At 67.7% G+C, this 15810-nt stretch carries 14 protein-coding genes and 1 tRNA gene; 6 read left to right on the top strand and 9 right to left on the bottom strand.

The window, feature by feature from the left end:
- Nucleotides 1-81 precede the first annotated feature (81 nt).
- On the bottom strand, nt 82-927 hold the full coding sequence (locus AC50YA_RS08640; RefSeq protein ID WP_494981878.1) for an inositol monophosphatase family protein: 846 nt from the start codon (nt 925-927) through the stop codon (nt 82-84).
- A 32-nt stretch (nt 928-959) separates the two neighbouring features.
- Between AC50YA_RS08640 and AC50YA_RS08635 the strand changes: the two genes are divergently transcribed.
- Nucleotides 960-1604 carry a hypothetical protein gene (locus tag AC50YA_RS08635; protein WP_494981877.1) on the top strand — a complete coding sequence of 215 codons (645 nt, stop codon included), beginning with the start codon at nt 960-962 and terminating at the stop codon, nt 1602-1604.
- Here the strand turns inward: AC50YA_RS08635 and AC50YA_RS08630 are convergent.
- Complete coding sequence (locus AC50YA_RS08630) at nt 1601-2359, bottom strand: DUF998 domain-containing protein (RefSeq protein WP_494981876.1); 759 nt, start codon at nt 2357-2359, stop codon at nt 1601-1603. The two genes, AC50YA_RS08635 and AC50YA_RS08630, sit on opposite strands and share 4 nt — an antisense overlap.
- 83 nt (nt 2360-2442) lie before the next feature.
- Between AC50YA_RS08630 and AC50YA_RS08625 the strand changes: the two genes are divergently transcribed.
- The 3 genes from AC50YA_RS08625 to AC50YA_RS08615 all read left to right on the top strand — a co-directional run bounded on the left by AC50YA_RS08625 (nt 2443) and on the right by AC50YA_RS08615 (nt 3483).
- A tRNA-Arg gene (locus AC50YA_RS08625) sits at nt 2443-2515 on the top strand.
- Between the two features lies 1 nt (nt 2516).
- Nucleotides 2517-2993, top strand: a complete 477-nt coding sequence (locus AC50YA_RS08620) for a DUF6314 family protein (RefSeq protein WP_494981875.1) — start codon at nt 2517-2519, stop codon at nt 2991-2993.
- A 61-nt stretch (nt 2994-3054) separates the two neighbouring features.
- Nucleotides 3055-3483: an NUDIX hydrolase gene (locus AC50YA_RS08615; protein ID WP_494981874.1), complete on the top strand. Its 429-nt coding sequence runs from the start codon at nt 3055-3057 to the stop codon at nt 3481-3483.
- Nucleotides 3484-3549: 66 nt separating this feature from the next.
- Here AC50YA_RS08615 and AC50YA_RS08610 read toward each other — a convergent pair whose 3' ends face one another.
- Both AC50YA_RS08610 and AC50YA_RS08605 read right to left on the bottom strand, forming a co-directional pair.
- Nucleotides 3550-5463 (bottom strand): ABC transporter ATP-binding protein, encoded by a 1914-nt coding sequence (locus tag AC50YA_RS08610; RefSeq protein WP_494981873.1) that lies wholly within the window; start codon nt 5461-5463, stop codon nt 3550-3552.
- Nucleotides 5460-7124: an ABC-F family ATP-binding cassette domain-containing protein gene (locus tag AC50YA_RS08605; protein WP_494981872.1), complete on the bottom strand. Its 1665-nt coding sequence runs from the start codon at nt 7122-7124 to the stop codon at nt 5460-5462. Before AC50YA_RS08605 ends, AC50YA_RS08610 begins: the two co-directional genes overlap by 4 nt.
- Before the next feature lie 251 nt (nt 7125-7375).
- Between AC50YA_RS08605 and AC50YA_RS08600 the strand changes: the two genes are divergently transcribed.
- Together AC50YA_RS08600 and AC50YA_RS08595 are read left to right on the top strand one after the other, a co-directional pair.
- Complete coding sequence (locus tag AC50YA_RS08600; protein ID WP_494981871.1) at nt 7376-8140, top strand: hypothetical protein; 765 nt, start codon at nt 7376-7378, stop codon at nt 8138-8140.
- The gene (locus AC50YA_RS08595) at nt 8137-8874 is read left to right on the top strand and encodes a hypothetical protein (protein ID WP_494981870.1); all 738 of its coding nucleotides are present in this window, start codon (nt 8137-8139) and stop codon (nt 8872-8874) included. Before AC50YA_RS08600 ends, AC50YA_RS08595 begins: the two co-directional genes overlap by 4 nt.
- Before the next feature lie 251 nt (nt 8875-9125).
- Here the strand turns inward: AC50YA_RS08595 and AC50YA_RS08590 are convergent, their stop codons facing one another.
- From AC50YA_RS08590 to mobA, 5 genes are all read right to left on the bottom strand, one after another.
- Nucleotides 9126-12161, bottom strand: a complete 3036-nt coding sequence (locus AC50YA_RS08590) for an alpha-mannosidase (RefSeq protein WP_494981869.1) — start codon at nt 12159-12161, stop codon at nt 9126-9128.
- A gap of 136 nt (nt 12162-12297) precedes the next feature.
- Nucleotides 12298-13245, bottom strand: a complete 948-nt coding sequence (gene fdhD, locus AC50YA_RS08585; protein WP_494981868.1) for a formate dehydrogenase accessory sulfurtransferase FdhD — start codon at nt 13243-13245, stop codon at nt 12298-12300.
- Nucleotides 13246-13371: 126 nt separating this feature from the next.
- Nucleotides 13372-14805, bottom strand: a complete 1434-nt coding sequence (locus AC50YA_RS08580; RefSeq protein ID WP_494981867.1) for a molybdopterin molybdotransferase MoeA — start codon at nt 14803-14805, stop codon at nt 13372-13374.
- Entirely contained in the window at nt 14771-15064 is a 294-nt protein-coding gene (locus AC50YA_RS08575; RefSeq protein ID WP_494981866.1) for a DUF6457 domain-containing protein, read from the bottom strand. Before AC50YA_RS08575 ends, AC50YA_RS08580 begins: the two co-directional genes overlap by 35 nt.
- On the bottom strand, nt 15061-15786 hold the full coding sequence (gene mobA / locus AC50YA_RS08570; RefSeq protein ID WP_494981865.1) for a molybdenum cofactor guanylyltransferase: 726 nt from the start codon (nt 15784-15786) through the stop codon (nt 15061-15063). The genes AC50YA_RS08575 and mobA overlap by 4 nt, the downstream gene beginning before the upstream one ends.
- Nucleotides 15787-15810: the final 24 nt, after the last annotated feature.

The raw sequence follows: 15810 nt of genomic DNA, 5'->3' as shown, positions 1-15810 counted from the left end.
GCGGTGGGGCTGACAGTCAGGTCCAGCCTGTGGATAACACCGCTAGCCCAATCCCGGAGGCGTCCAAAAACCGGTCCGGACTCAGGCCACGGAGCCCGACTCAAGCGCGGCACGCAACTCCCGTACCGCCGTCGTGCCTCCCGCCATAAACCATTCCAGGCCGTTGACCAGCACAGTGTCCGTGGCGCCGCCGGCGGCGCGGACGATTGCCTTGCCCGGCAGCCAGTCCCATTCCGGGCAGCTGTGCTGGAACCAGCAGCCCAGCTGGCCATCGGCCACCCGGCCCAGATCGCAGGACCCGGAGCCGAACATCCGCAGCGCAGCGGCGGAGGTCGCGGCCGCGTGCCACGGCATGGCGCAGAGCGGATCCATCAGCCAGGTGGGGTGGATGTAGGTGGCCGCGCCGAGTTCGGCGAGCGCGGTTGCGTTGCGCGAGCGGCCGTCCTGGACAGTGCCCGTGGCCCGGTAAGCGGTCAGCACCTCGCCGTTCAGCGTGGCTGCGTGGGCCTTGCCGCCGAGCCAGAGTTTGTCCTCGTCCGGCTGGAAAATCGCGCCGAGCAGCACATCGGACGAGTCCTTCAGCGCGAGGGCCGAGCACCAGTACGTGGATCCGTGCAGGAAGTTGTAGGTGCCGTCCACGGGATCGATCACCCAGGTGCGGCCGCTGGTGCCGGCCACCGAGGCGCCCTCTTCGCCCACGATGCCATCCTCCGGCCGGCAACGCTGCAGTTGCCCCAGCACGTAGGCTTCCGCAGCGTGGTCCGCAGCGGTCACCACGTCGGAGATGGAGGTTTTCTGCTGCGACTGGAGTCCGGCCATGCGCATCAGGAGCGCGAGCTGCCCGGCTTCGCGCACCAGCGCTGATGCCAGCTGGTAGTCGTCCAGGGCGGGGTCAAGTTCAAGGGCGCTGTGCCTGCCAGTGGTCATGGACCCAGTTTATGTGGCGGGATAATGGTGCCATGGCCAAAACCCCAGCGCAGCGGATCAAGAAGCACGGCTCCAAGGCGGCTGTTCCACAGCACAGCCTTCCGCCGGTCATCAACCCCACCACCGGCCGTTCGCCGCAGAAGGCCCAGAACAACACCAACCTGATCCTCATCGCAGGCGTAGTGGCCAGCCTGTTCCTGTTCTGGTACGTCCACCTGCTCACGCTGCAGCAGCTCACCCAGCTCTCCGGCGGCCTGGCCATGCCGGACTCCCTGGTGGGCGGTTTTGACGCCGGCTACGTTGGCCAGTTGAACGCCGCCATGGACAACGATGCCCGCGGCCAGCTCAACTACGTCCACAAGACGGCCGGCACCCTCTTCCCGCTGATCTTTGGCTTCACCTGGCTGCTGCTGATCGGGACCAACGTCGCCAGGAAGACCCTCCGCTGGGCACTCTGGGCCGTCCCGCTGCTGTTTGTGGTGGTCCGGCTGTGGGGCAATGTCGCCATCGATACCGCAATGGCTTCGGAAACGGCCGACGCCGGCCAGGTCGCCTTGGCGTCCGGGCTCACCGTTGCGGGGTGGGTGCTGTTCGTCCTCAGCCTGCTGGCCGGGGCAGCGGCAGTGTTCCTGAAGAAAAAGCCGTTCCTGGAAAAAGAGCCCGCAAAAACCGGCTAGGCCCGCGCCGCAGCAGCGGGTCCCTCCTTGCGGTGCCGGTGTACACGTTGGGCGATCACCAGGCCCGCCGCCGCCACGCCCACGGTGACCGGATAGCCCATCAGCCGTTCCAGGCTGCCCGGCTCCGGCACGTCCATGCCCGTGAGACCGCCGGTCAGCAGCGCGGCGAGCGACACCAGCCCGCACACCAGGACGAACCAGCCCAGGGGCGTCTGCCGCAGCCACAACGCGCCCAGCAGCAGCAGGGCCAACGCGCCGGCAAGAAAGTACATCAGGGCGCCGGCAAAGTGCCAGCCGGAGCCGACATCTTCCGGCACCAAGCCCACGATCATGGTCCCCGCACCGGCGGTGCCGGTCAGGATCCGCACCCAGACCGCGGCCAGCCAGGGCTTCCGGCGCCCCCGCTGGACGCGGGCGCCGGCCCTGGCGGCGACACACAGCAGCCCCGAACCCAGCAGCAGCGCACCGAGCAGCATCCCCAGCCCCTGGACCATAAACGAGGCGTTCATCAGCCAATGCAGCGGCGAACACACGTCCCGTCCGTCGTAGATCCCGCAGCTAAGCGCACCGAGGTCGCTGATGTATCCGGTCCGGCGGTCGTAGGACTGCGGGCCGCCCCAGGCGCCGATCACGGCCGCTTCCGCCACAAAATACTGCAGGACACTCAGGACGGACCAGGCGCCGATGTACTGGCGGGTGGAGGCGGTGTCCGGGAGGTAGGCCACGGCGGGGGCGGACGTCGGGGCTGATCTCATGCCAAGAGCGTAGTACGGCCCGCCACCTTGTATGCTTGTATCCGTGTCCGGACGGACCGGCCTTGCCGGAACAGCGGATACGCGCCCTCGTAGCTCAGTGGATAGAGCACGGCTCTCCTAAAGCCGGTGTCGTTGGTTCGATTCCAATCGAGGGCACTTGAATCTTCCTTCACCGGAGTTTGACCTCCGCGCCTACCTGCTCGGCCCCTCGCCGGCCGGGAACTGGCCTGTTCAGGGAACCTGGGCCCTCGAACGGCAGTTGCTGGACCGGGCGGCCGGCACCCACGGAACCTTTGCCGGCGTCGTACGATTTTCCCCCGCGGACGACGACGGCCTGGCCTTCCGTGAAGAAGGCACCATGCGCTGGCCCACCTTTACCGGCCCCGTCTCCCGCGAATACGTCCTGAAGCCTGCCGACCGGTCCGACGCCCTGGACGTGTTATTTGCCGACGGGCGGCCGTTCCACCGGATGAGTTTCACGCCGGAGGCCAACCTGGACCAGCACTGGTGCGATCCTGATACGTACCGCGTGGCCTACACCTACGAAGGCCCGGACACATTCAGTTACACGTGGGATGTGACCGGCCCGCGCAAGGACCTGCTGCTGACGTCGGCACTGAAGCGGCAGGTCTGAAGCGGCAGGTCTGAAGCGGCAGGTCTGAAACGGCAGGTCTGAACAGGCTAGGCTCGGAACCGTGAAAGCCCGCATTGTTGTCTCCGCCGTCTGTGTCTTCGACGACGCCGGCCGGCTCTTGACCGTCCGCAAGCGCGGCACCAGCATGTTTATGCACCCCGGCGGTAAGCCCGAGGCCGGTGAAACCGCCGTCCACGCCGCGGCGCGGGAACTTCAGGAGGAAGTGGGGATCGTAGTGGATCCGCGCGAGCTGGAGCTGATGGGCATCTGGATCGCCGACGCCGCCAACGAGGCCGCCACTGACATTGAGGCCACGGTGTTTACCGCGCCGGGAACCTGGACGGCGCACCCGTCAGCTGAGATCGCCGAGATCCGTTGGCTGGACCTGGCCGCGCTGGATCGGGGTGCACCGCTGCCCGCGGACCTCGCTCCGCTGCTCACGGACCACATCCTGCCCGAACTGGCCGCGCTGCGCCCCGGCCCCAAGTAGGTAGCAGTAAGTGTCGTTTTGACGGCTCAAAACGACTGTGAGGCTACTCAGTTGGGGAAGGCTGCGCTAGTACTCCGGAACGGCTTCCGCTGCCACGGCCGAGGCCTCGGCGAACTGCGTCTGGTAGAGCTCGGCGTACCGTCCCTCGGCGGCCAGCAGCTCCGTGTGGTTCCCGCGCTCCACGATCTGCCCGTCCTCCACCACCAGGATGACGTCGGCGGCGCGGATGGTGGACAGCCGGTGGGCAATTACCACGGCGGTGCGCCCCTCGAGCGCTGCGCCCAGGGCCGCCTGTACAGCGGCTTCGTTCGTGGAATCCAGGGCGGCGGTGGCCTCGTCGAGGATGACCACGCGGGGCTGGGAAATCAGCAGCCGTGCGATGGTGAGGCGCTGGCGTTCACCGCCGGAGAGCCGGTAGCCGCGCTCCCCCACCACGGTGTCCAGGCCGTCGGGCAGGGACCGGATCATGGTTTCGAGGCGGGCCTGCCGTATGGCGCCCCACATGTCCTCTTCGGTGGCGTCCGGCCGGGCGAGCCGGAGGTTGGAGGCGATGGATTCGTGGAACAGGTGCCCGTCCTGGGTGACCATGCCCAGTGTGTCGCGCAGGGAATCGAAGGTCGCGTCCCGGACGTCCAGTCCGGAGCCGGGAAGGGTGCCGCCGAGCCGTACGGCGCCGGAATCGACGTCGTACAGCCGGGAAAGCAGCTGCGCAATAGTGGACTTTCCGGCACCGGAGGAACCCACCAGGGCGACGGTCTGCCCGGGTTCCACCCGGAAGCTGATGCCGTGCAGCACCTCTTCGCCGCCACGGGTGTCCAGCGTGGACACTTCCTCGAGCGAGGCCAGCGAGACCTTGTCCGCCGATGGATAGGCGAAGCGGACGTCGTCGAATTCCACGGACACGTGGCCCGGCGGGATGGCGACGGCGTCGGGCTTCTGCTGGATCAGGGGCTTGAGGTCCAGGATCTCGAAAACCCGCTCGAAGCTGACCAGGGCACTCATGATTTCCACGCGGGCGTTGGACAGGGCGGTGAGCGGGGCGTACAGGCGGGTCAGCAGCAGTGCCAGCACCACCACGTCGCCCGCGGCGAGCTGCCCGCCGATGGCCAGCCAGCCGCCCAGGCCGTAGACCAGGGCCAAGGCGAGCGCGGATACCAGCGTCAGCGCGGTGACAAAAGTGAACTGCAGCATGGCCGTGCGGACGCCGATGTCCCGGACGCGGCCGGCCCGGACAGCGAACTCGCGGGATTCCTCGTCCGGCCGGCCGAAGAGCTTCACCAGCGTGGCGCCCGGAGCGGAGAACCGCTCGGTCATCTGGGTGCCCATGGCTGCGTTGTGGTCTGCGGCCTCACGGCGCAGGTCCGCGAGCCGGGAGCCCATCCGGCGGGCCGGGATGAGGAAGATCGGCAGCAGGATCATGGCGAGCACGGTGACCTGCCAGGACGTCCCGAGCATCACGATCAGGGTCAGGATCAGGGCCACCACGTTGCTGACCACGCCGGACAGTGTGCCGGCGAAGGCGGACTGGGCGCCGATGACGTCGTTGTTCAGGCGGCTGACCAGGGCCCCGGTGCGGGTACGGGTGAAGAACGCAATGGGCATCTTCTGCACATGGTCAAAGACCCGGGTGCGCAGGTCCACGATCACGCCTTCGCCGATATTGGAGGACAGCCAGCGGCTGACGAGTCCCAGGCCTGCTTCGGCCACGGCCACCACGGCGATCAGCATCGCCAGCCGGATCACTTCGTCGGTACCCGTCTTGGCCACGATGGCGTCAACCACCTGGCCGGCCAGCACAGGGGTTGCGACGGCGAGGAAGGCCATCACAATGGACAGCGCCACAAACGCGATCAGTTTTGTCCGGTGGGGGCGCGCGAAACCCAGCACCCGCTTCAGGGTGGCCTTGGAGAAGGGCCTGGAGCCGTTCTTGGCCCGGGAGATGTTGTACAGGGAGTGCCAGGCAACGCCGTCCATGCTCATCGCTGTTGCTCCGTTGCGTCTGCCATCAGTTCAGTTACCGTTCCGTTGTCCACATTCCACCGTACATCCAGCCGCACGTTCTCCAGCAGCCTCCGGTCGTGGGTCACCAGCAGCAGTGCGCCCTCGTAGCTTTCCAGGGCCTCTTCCAGCTGTTCGATGGCGGGCAGGTCCAGGTGGTTGGTGGGTTCGTCCAGGACCAGCAGGTTCACTCCGCGTGCCTGCAGCAGCGCCAAGGCGGCGCGGGTGCGTTCCCCCGGCGACAGCGAATCCACGGGGCGAGTGGTGTGGTCCGCCTTGAGCCCGAACTTGGCCAGCAGGGTGCGGACCTCCGCCGGCGTCAGGTCCGTGAGCACGGCTTCGACGGCGTCGGAAAGGAAGAGGCTCCCGGCCAGCAGTCCGCGGGCCTGGTCAATTTCACCGATGGCCACCGAGGCACCCATGGCGGCGTTCCCGGCGTCGGGTGCCTGCACGCCCAGGAGCAGGCGGAGCAGCGTCGACTTGCCGGCTCCGTTGGGGCCGGTGATGCCGATCCGCTCCCCCGCGTTGAGCTGCAGGTTCACCGGGCCCAGAGTGAAGCTTCCCTGCTGAACGACGGCGTCACGCAGGGTGGCCACCACCGCACTGGACCGGGGTGCCTGGCCAATGGTGAACTGCAGCTGCCATTCCTTCCGCGGCTCCTCCACCACGTCCAGCCGGGAAATCCTGGATTCCATCTGCCGGACCTTCTGTGCCTGCTTTTCCGATGACTCGGTGCTGGCGGCCCGGCGGATCTTGTCATTGTCCGGGCTCTTCTTCATGGCGTTCCGCACACCTTGGGAGCTCCACTCGCGCTGGGTCCGGGCACGGGAGACCAGGTCTTCCTTGGTGGAGGCAAATTCCTCGAACTTTTCCCGCGCGTGCCGCCGCGCCACGGCACGCTCCTCCAGGAAGGCTTCGTAGCCGCCGTCGTATACAGCGACGGAATTCTGCGCCAGATCCAGTTCCACAATGGTGGTGACGCAGCGGGCCAGGAACTCGCGGTCATGGGACACCAGCACCACACCGCCGCGCAGGCCCTGGACAAATGCTTCCAGCTTGGCCAGGCCGGCCAGGTCAAGGTCGTTGGTGGGCTCGTCCAGCAGCACAACATCGAACCGGCTGAGCAGGAGCGCAGCGAGGGCCACGCGGGCGGCCTGGCCGCCGGAGAGCCCGGTCATGGGAGCGTCTGCTCCTGTGTCCAGGCCGAGGTCGGCCAGGACTGGCGGGATGCGTTCGTCGAGGTCTGCCGCGCCGGATGCCATCCAGCGGTCAAAGGCCAGGGAGTAGGCGTCGTCGGCTCCCGGTGCGCCGGAGCCCAGAGCCTCTGCGGTGGACTCCATCTCCACGGTCGCCTGGGCGCAGCCGGTCCGGCGGGCGATGTAGCCGGCCACGGTCTCGCCGGCGAAGCGCTCGTGTTCCTGGGGCAGCCAGCCCACAAAGGCATCGGCGGGGGCGAGGCTGACGCTGCCGCCCTGTGGCTGGTCCACGCCGGCCAGCAGGCGCAGCAGGGTGGATTTGCCGGCGCCGTTGGCGCCCACCACACCCACCACGTCGCCGGGGGCCACCGTGAGGGAAAGTTTGGCGAACAGCGTCCGGTGGTCGTGGCCGCCGGAAAGATCTTTGGCAACAAGGGTTGCAGTCATAGGTTGGTCCATCCTCTCGCCGCCGCCCGGCCGGAGGAGCCCGCCTGAATCGGCCCGAAACTGCGGTGAATCCGCAATGTGCCGCCCCGAAAAGTGCCGGGGCACTAAAGAGCCCGCCGGTCCGGACTTGGGGGGTGTACGGACCAACGGGCTCGACCATCAAGCATAGTCGACTCAGCACGCCGCACCAAACCGCCTGCGGGAGATCAGGCTAAAATCAGAAGCGACCATCCGTTCTGCAGAGAGCCGTTATGCCCATACCTGCCAAGGCGTTCCAACGCTGGCTGCACGGCATCGCCCCCCACACGAGCACGTCCGACATCTGCCGCGTGTCCGGCATCAAGCGGACCACGCTGGCCCAGCAGCTTGTCCGGGGCAAGGTGGCAGAGGCAACAGTGGTGAGCATCAGCCGGGCGTACAACGTCAACCCCGTCTCGGCACTGGCGGCGTTCGATTCCTACAGCCAGCTCGCGGACGCGCACCCGCCCACCAGGGCCGAACTGGTCAGCCAGATCTCCACCCCGGACCTCCTGCGTGCGGTTTTGGCCCGTTCCGCCGGGGACCCGGGCGGCGCGCCGGCGGCTGCCGCGGCTGCCGCGGCTGCCGCGCCGGCCGGTTCGCCTGCGTTGGACCCGGCCCCGCACGCCACCTCGGTCAAGAACTGGGTAGAGGCCATCGACGACGGCGAACTGCGGCACCGGGTCTCCGCCGCCACCGGAATCGCTCCGCAGAACTATTCGGCACAACTGACCGCAAACCGGCTGGCTCCGGAACTGGCGATTGCCACCTCCGTTGCCGCCGGCGTCGGCCCTGCCGGCGGCCTGGTTGCCACCGGGCTGGTCACGGAGGCGGAGGCCGGCTGGCCTCCCGGAGCCCGGCAGGCCGCGCTCGACAGCCTGTCCGACGGACAGCTGACCACGCTGGCCGGCGACCGGCTGCAGACACTCGGCCGGGCCCTCCGCCGGCAGGAACATGACCATGAAAAAACCGAAAAGATCTGGGAGAACCTGGGATGATCGAAATCCTGCAGTGGTCCACGCTGACTGTCTGCGGCCTGGTGGCCATCGCCCGCGTTCCCAGCGCGCTGAGGGGGACGAACAGGACACTCTTCTACATTTTTTCGCTGATGACGCTCGCGATCCTACTCAGCATCCAGGCGCCATACGTTGCCATCGACCAGGCGCTCGGCGGCGTCAATGCGGCCAACCTCCTGCTCCGCTTTGTCATCTTCGCAGCAATTTTCTTCGTGGGCATCCGCGTCACCCGGGGCTTTGGGGCCGACGATGCTTACCGGCTGCTCACGGGACGGATCGGGATGGCCGTCCTGGGCCTGATCTCCCTCGCCGTGCTTGTGCTGTTTCTCATGATGGATACGGCAGGGTCCTCCGCAGGCATGGGCGCGGTGTCAGTCAAGGACGCCCGGAACGGACTGCTGGTTGAGTACTATGGTGCCGCAGGCCGCGCCTACCCTGCCTATGTTTCGCTGGTCCTGCTGCCATCCATGGTCCGCGCCTGCCGGAGCAGTTTTCCGCTCTTGGTCCGGGTGGCGGCATTCCTGCTGGCCCTCGGAGCGATTGCCATTGGCGCGAGCCTGTTGTTCCCGGCGCTCCCACCGGCCTTGGGCTCAGTGGAGTTTGTCATCAACTACACAGCCGTCCTGTGTTTTGTCATCGGGCTGGCGCTGATCTGGGTAGCCAAGCTGCGGTCAGGGCGGAGCGGGCCGAGACAAAAGACTTCTACTGCAAAGTAGCCTTCACACTTTCACAAAATCATTAGACGTGGCACAATCATGAATGTGTGGAGTTGGGCGCCGGTGTTTGCGAACGGGGATAAATTCTTGGACGCCGGGCCTGTTGAGTCTTTGCATTCTTTGGGGGGATGAGTGGTGGCGGGCCGTTGGGGACCGCCCCCACTCAGCCATTTAACGGCCGGGTCCCTTTTCTGACCCTCCCACCGCTGCCCCTCCCGCCGCTGACCGGACAGCTGGCATCCGTGCCGCACCTACCGCGCGAACCTCAGGGTCACCAGCTGGAACGGGCGCAGCCAAAGCTCCACCGACTGCTCTGCTGCGCCGGTTGTGACGCCCGGGGCGTTTGTGGCCCGCTCCAGCAGGTCCGTGGCCTGGATGCCCTTGACCGGGAAGTTGGCCGTGAGTATGCCTGCGGACCGTTGCCCCAAGGACTCATAGAGGCGGACCACAACATCGCCCGAACCGTCTTCGGCAAGCTTGACGGCTTCAATGACCAGCGCCGGGTTGTCCACGGTGAACAGCGGCTCCACACCGCGGGCACCCTTCACCAGCCGGGGCGCAAGGTTGGTGCGGTACCCCTCTTCCACGGCTTCGGCGATTCCGGCGCCGGGACGGATGGTCACGGTCAGTTCCTGGTGGCCCCGGTCCGCCGTCGGGTCCGGGAACTTCGGTGCCCGCAACAGGGAGAGACGCACCGAAGTGGTGGTCCCGCCGTCGGAATCCCGCACGTTCCTGGTGACATCGTGTCCGTAGGTGGCCGCATTGGAAATCGCGACGCCGTAGCCGGGCTCGGCCACGTGGATCCAGCGGTGCGCGCAGATCTCGAACTTGGCAGCCTCCCACGAGGTGTTGACGTGGGTGGGACGGAGGACATGGCCGAACTGGGTCTCTGAAGCGGAGCTGTCCGCCCTGACGTCCAGCGGGAAGCCCAACTTAAGCAGCTTCTCGCTCTCCTGCCATTCAACGGCGGTGGTGATGGTGAGGGAGCCGCTGCCGGCATCCAGCGTGATCCGCTGGGTGACCGGTGACGAGCCGGCAACCCGGTCAACCACCACAACCGCACTGGGTCCGACGTGCTCCAGCCGGATGGCCTGCGCCGCCGTGAGGGCCGTGACGTTGCGGCGGTAGAACTCATCGATGTCCCAGGCGTCCCACTGGTTGGGCGTGTCCCGGTGCAGTTCCAGCAGGTTGCCGCGCGCTCCGGGAGCGATGGCTTCGCGTCCCGTGGCGTAGTCGGTCAGGGAGGCAAGCAAGCCATCGGCATCCAGGACCGCCCTGATGATGCCGTTGTCCAGCACATAACCGCAATCCGCAGCGGTTGCCTGAACCGGCCGGCCGGCCGGCGAAAGCTCTGCGGCCGCCAAGGCCGGAACCCCGTTGCGCGCGTGCGGTGCGGCGTTGAGCAGGAAGGTCCGCGACCCCTCGCCAAGCAGCGCTGCCGCCGCCTGTCCAATGAGGGATTCGAGGCTGGCGCTGATGGCGGCGTAGTTACGTTCCGCGTCCTGGTGGACCCAGGCGATGGAGCTGCCGGGCAGGATGTCGTGGAACTGCTGCAGGAGCACCAGCCGCCAGAGCCGCTTCAGCTCCGCCGCCGGGTACTCGAAGGAACCGGTGGCGCGGACAGCAGCGGTGGCGCACCAGAGTTCGGCCTCGCGGAGCAGGTGTTCGCTGCGCCGGTTGCCGCGTTTGGTCTGGGCCTGGCTGGTGTACGTGCCGCGGTGGAGTTCCAGGTACATCTCCCCCACCCAGACGGGCAGGGAGGAATACTCTTCCTCCGCCTGAGTGAAGAAACTCGCGGCGGAACCCACGCGGACTTTGGGCGAACCTTCAAGGTCTGCGGTGCGGCTGGCGGCAGCCAGCATTTCGCGCGTCGGCCCACCGCCGCCGTCGCCGTAGCCGAACGGGACGAGTGAGGTGTTGCCGCGCCCGTGGTCGCGGAAGTTCCGCTCGGCGTGCGCCAGTTCGCGTCCGCTGAGCTCGGCGTTGTAAGTGTCAACGGGCGGGAAGTGCGTGAACAGCCGGGTGCCGTCGATGCCTTCCCAGTTGAAGGTGTGGTGCGGCATGCGGTTGACCTGGTTCCACGAGATCTTCTGCGTGAGGAACCAGCGGCTGCCGGCCGACTTGACGATCTGGGGCAGGGCCGCGGAATAGCCGAACGAATCCGGGAGCCAGGCTTCGCGGCATTCGACGCCGAACTCGTCGAGGAAGAAGTTCTTGCCCTCAATGAACTGCCGGGCCATGGCCTCGCCGCCGGGCATGTTGGTGTCCGACTCGACCCACATGCCGCCCACCGGGACGAACTGCCCGGCCTTGACCTTCTCCCGGATCCGGCCGAAAAGCTCGGGGTAGAACTCCTTCATCCAGGCCAGCTGCTGGGCTGAGGAGCAGGAGAACACAAAGCCCGGATCCTCATCCATCAGCGCCACCACGTTGGAGAACGTCCGGGCACATTTGCGGATGGTTTCGCGCACCGGCCAGAGCCAGGCGGAGTCGATGTGGGCGTGGCCGGTAGCCACCAGCTGGTGGGCCGAAGCGTACGCGGGCCGGGACAGGACCTCTGCCAGGACTGCCCGACCGGCCGCGGCGGTGCCGGGGACGTCGTCGGGATCCATCCGGTCCATCATGCGCTCCAGCGCACGGAGGATCTCATGGCGCCGCGGCTGCTCCGGGGAGAGCTCGTGCATCAGCCCGACGAGGGTCCAGATGTCCTGCTGGAGTTCCCAAACCGTCTGGTTGAGTTCGGCGATGCCGATCCTGCCCAGCCGGTATTGCGGTGCCGTGCCTGCCGTTGCCTTGTCTCCGTACGGCGTAGCGGCGAAGGTCCAGCCCTGCGCCATGTCCGGGTTGGCGGCCGCTTCAACGTAGAAGTCAACGGACATGCCGCTGCCCAGGAGCTTCAGGGGAATGTACTGGTTCCGGGGCGAAATGGCCTTGATGATGGTGCCGTCCGGGCGCCAGGCGATGCCCTCGCACTGGAATCCGGGGGCTTCGTTGATGAAGCCAAGATCCACCACGATTTCGACCGCGGTGTCCGGGCCGGTGCCCCAGGCCTCCGGGACGTCGCCCTGCAGGCGCAGCCATTTGGTGCCCCACGGCTTGCCCCAGGCGGCACCGTGTTCCTGCGGCGCGAAGTGATTCCGCAGCGCTTCCATCACGGACACCGGTTCGCCGGGCGCATCCCAGCTGCTCAGGTTCAGCGGAACGCTGCGGGTGTAAACGGCGGGAATGATCCGCTCGCGGACAAACCGGTCCAGGCGGACTTCGGTGATCCGGCGGTCGTCATGCAATGTAAACCCTCTTAGGTGCTTGAACTGGAGTACTCGAATCCGGACCTACGCGTCCAATCGATGGATAAAATCTACCGGCTAGTAGCTCAATAGCCAAGCGCCACCGGAAATCTCCGCCGAGATGTTGACGCCGTTTTTATCCCGGTATCTTCGCGCTGACCGCCGCCGGGTCCTCCCCGGAAACCGGTGCGGGCGCCGGCGCGGGAACCTGCGCCGGAACCCGCGCGGCGGGCAGCGTAATCCTGCCCTGTCCGGCGTAGATATTCAGGCTGGTGCCCCGGCTGAATCCTGCCAGGGTCATGCCGCTGGCCTCCGCCAGCTCCACGGCAAGGCTCGACGGCGCGCTCACCGCCGCCAGCACGGGAATGCCCGCCAACGCCGCTTTCTGGACGAGTTCAAACGACGCGCGGCCCGAGACCTGCAGGACCAGCCCGCGCAGCGGAAGCAACCGCTCCCGCAGGGCCCAGCCCACCACCTTGTCCACGGCGTTGTGGCGTCCCACATCCTCGCGGAGGCACAAGAGCTGCACGCCGCCGTCGTCCGCTATGCGGAAGAGGCCCGCGGCGTGCACTCCGCCGGTGACGTCAAAAACGTCCTGGGCTTCGCGGAGCCGCCCGGGCAGGGAAGCCAGAACGTCCGCGGGCACGGTCAAAGGATCCGCCGCCGGGCTGAAATGGGAGGACTTGCGTACTGCCTCGATCGAGTCCGTGCCGCAGATACCGCAGGAGCTTGAGGTGAAGACGTTCCGTCCCCTGGCCGGGAGTTCGACGTCGGGCCGCAGCTGGGCTTCCACCACATTGAAGGTCTGGACGCCGTTTTCGTCCTCGCCGGCACAGAACCGCAGCGACACCAGCTGCTCCGGAGCCCAGATGATCCCCTCGGACACCAGGAAGCCGGCCACCAAGTCAAAGTCGTCCCCGGGCGTCCGCATGGTCACCGAAAACGACAGTGCACCGATCCGGATTTCCAGCGGCTCTTCGACGGCGAGGACATCCTCGCGGTGGCGGACCGGGAACTCAAGGGCATTCGGCGAGCCGTCCAAAACGTACTTGTGCACCTTGCGGCGCTGCGTGACGCGCCCCATCAGCGAATCACCAGACTGTCTCGAAGGGCGCAGTGGACGTTCCGGACCTGCCGGCTGGCGCTGTTCATGGGTCCATCATCGCATCACTGGCTGGGCTGTGGCGTGCGTGATTCCGCGGCACGGCGCCTATCCCAGCAGGGCACTCCAGTCCACCGGACCGGCGGGCTTCGCAGCGTCCTTGCCGGCCGCCCGGGTGGCTGCCTTGGCGGCGGGCCGGCCCTTGGACTTGGCGCCTGGCTGTTCGGGCGCGGGCACCGGCGGTCCCCACGGCAAGGCAAACGCCGGGACGGGTTCGCCCAGCTGCACGCCGTGCGGCGGAACAACCATCACCCCGTGCGCCGACGTCAGCCCGCGCATCATCCCGGGACCTGTGTGCTTGGCCGGTGACGCCATCCCGTAGAGCAGGCGGAAGGGCATCAGCCTGGTCCGGCCCGGCTCCGGTTCGATGGTGGTGCCGCACGGGACCTCCTGCACCGGCGGCATGGTGCCGTGGCCCAGCGCCGCCAGCAGCGGTTCGCCCACCGTGGACAATGCCATCATCGCGGCCAACGGGTTTCCGGGGAGCCCCAGGACAAAGCGCCCGTCGGGAAGCTCGGCCAGGACAGCCGGATGGCCGGGGCGCATGGCGATGCCGTCGATAACCAGCCGCCCGCCCAGTTCCGCCACGGCCCGGCGGAGGTGGTCGGTGTCCGAGACGCCCGTACCGCCGGTGGTGATCACGACGTCGGCCGGCAACGCGGAGGGGTCCGGCACCTCGGGCGGGAGGTCCGCCAGGCCTTCCAGCCACTCAGCGTAGGAGTCGCCGATCCGTTCCTGGCCGCCATTGATACCGCCGAGCATTTCCACCACGGCCGCGAGCTGCGGGCCGAAGGTGTCCCGGACCTGTCCGGGACCCGGCAGCCCCTGGGCCACAACCTCGGAACCGGTCAGCAGGAGTTTAACGACCGGCTTGCCCTGGACCAGCAGGTCATCGTGCCCGGCCAGGGCTGCGACCGCCAGATGGGCCGGGTTCAGTGTTACGCCGGCTTTGACCAGCACCTCCCCCGCAGCCGCTTCCTCGCCGGCCTTCCTGATGTGCTGGCCGTTCCCGGGCTCGCCGGGGCGGGCGGTGCCGCCGGTCATCAGCAGCGGCAGGCCGTCGTCGTCCGTTCCAAGCACGGCACTTTCGCTGCGCAGAACCGCTTTGGCGCCGGGCGGAATCAGTCCGCCCGTGACAATGGGGCTGGCCTGGTGGGGTGCCAGCCGCTGGCCCGCCTCCGCAACAATCCACGGGCCGCTGCCGTTGACGGCCCAGCCGTCCATCGCAGACGACCCATAGTGCGGCATGTCGTGCAACGCGGTGATGTCGCTGGCCAGGACCCTGCCCAGGGCCTGGCCCAGGGGAACCCGTCCCGGCGGAATCGGCGTTGCGATGTCAAAAGCGGCTTTGCGCGCCTCGTCCCAGGTGTGGGCAAGGGGCTGTGCCGGGGCTGTCTGCTGCTCGGGGCTTTCGGGTTCGCCGGGGGCGGCGGTCACTGAACGGAAGTCATTCGACGGGGGTCCCGGCGGACTCGGCGTCATAGTCGGCAGCAAGGGTGCGGGCGCGGTCCATGGCCGCGGTCATGGCGGCGGCATTCGTGGTCTGTCCCGATCCCGCGGCCAGTCCGGCGGCGAAACCGGCAATAAAGGTGGTGAGCGGGGCGGCCGGGCGGACCACCGAGTGGGCTGCCACGCCGGCCAGCGACAGGATGGTGTTGACGTCGATCTGGACGTCTTCCAGCTCATACGCCTGGAGCAGGGCCCTGCACCACTCTTCCAGCGTCTCGTCCTGGCTTTTCACGCTCTGCCTCCCAAATCATCTGCGGCGGTGTTGCCCCGGAGCCCGCTCAGGGGATCCGGGCCGGCCACTCCTAGAGCGGCGGCATCGTCCCAGGTGTCCACGTCGGCCGTGGAGCCGGCGGGAACGGCGACAAGCTGCACGTCCAGACTAGCAAGGAGTGACCGCACCGAACCGTTGATTAAGCGTCCAGCGCTTTCCAGTTCCGCCACGGAACGTTGTAGCGCGGCTGTGCCATAAAAGCCGACCAGAGGCTGGCGGCGGCCATCCTCCGAGACCGCCACCGCGCCGTCCGATTCCGTGCCCTGTGGCACTCGTGCGGGGTCTCCCCCGGAGGCGGGTCCAGCGGAGGGGGGTCCTGCTGCACGCAACGCAGCCTTCAACGCCGATACCGCCTGCCCCACGTTGGGCATGTCGCAGGCCAGTACCAGTGTCAGCGGGGGACGGTTGCCGCCGGCAGTGGCGAGGGCTGCGAGCCCGGCTGCAATAGCGGCTGCGGGACCGCCAAACGGCGGTTCCTCGCGGCAGCGAAGAAACCCGGCCGGGACTTCCCCGGCGTCCGGACCAACCACGACGGCGGCCCGGGCTCCCCCGGCAGCGGCGGCGGAGCGGCGTAACAGGGAGTCGCCGTGGTACGTCAGACTCTGCTTGGGCACGCCATCGAGCCGCGACGAACGGCCGCCGGCGAGGATGACGGCATCGAAGTCGAGGGGGTCAGCGTCCACCCTCCCAGCTTAACCGTGCGGGCT

It is taken from the genome of Pseudarthrobacter sp. RHLT3-21, assembly GCF_059383495.1.
Note: the sequence above shows the minus strand (reverse complement) of the source record. Positions and strands in the feature narration are given on the sequence as shown.

What these genes read in the sequence shown, in the direction of transcription:
- AC50YA_RS08640 (WP_494981878.1), bottom strand. Translation starts at nt 927, where the DNA reads ATGACCACTGGCAGGCACAGCGCCCTTGAACTTGACCCCGCCCTGGAC.
- AC50YA_RS08635 (WP_494981877.1), top strand. Translation starts at nt 960, where the DNA reads ATGGCCAAAACCCCAGCGCAGCGGATCAAGAAGCACGGCTCCAAGGCG.
- AC50YA_RS08630 (WP_494981876.1), bottom strand. Translation starts at nt 2,359, where the DNA reads ATGAGATCAGCCCCGACGTCCGCCCCCGCCGTGGCCTACCTCCCGGAC.
- AC50YA_RS08610 (WP_494981873.1), bottom strand. Translation starts at nt 5,463, where the DNA reads ATGAGCATGGACGGCGTTGCCTGGCACTCCCTGTACAACATCTCCCGG.
- AC50YA_RS08605 (WP_494981872.1), bottom strand. Translation starts at nt 7,124, where the DNA reads ATGACTGCAACCCTTGTTGCCAAAGATCTTTCCGGCGGCCACGACCAC.
- AC50YA_RS08600 (WP_494981871.1), top strand. Translation starts at nt 7,376, where the DNA reads ATGCCCATACCTGCCAAGGCGTTCCAACGCTGGCTGCACGGCATCGCC.
- AC50YA_RS08595 (WP_494981870.1), top strand. Translation starts at nt 8,137, where the DNA reads ATGATCGAAATCCTGCAGTGGTCCACGCTGACTGTCTGCGGCCTGGTG.
- fdhD (WP_494981868.1), bottom strand. Translation starts at nt 13,245, where the DNA reads ATGGGGCGCGTCACGCAGCGCCGCAAGGTGCACAAGTACGTTTTGGAC.
- AC50YA_RS08580 (WP_494981867.1), bottom strand. Translation starts at nt 14,805, where the DNA reads ATGACGCCGAGTCCGCCGGGACCCCCGTCGAATGACTTCCGTTCAGTG.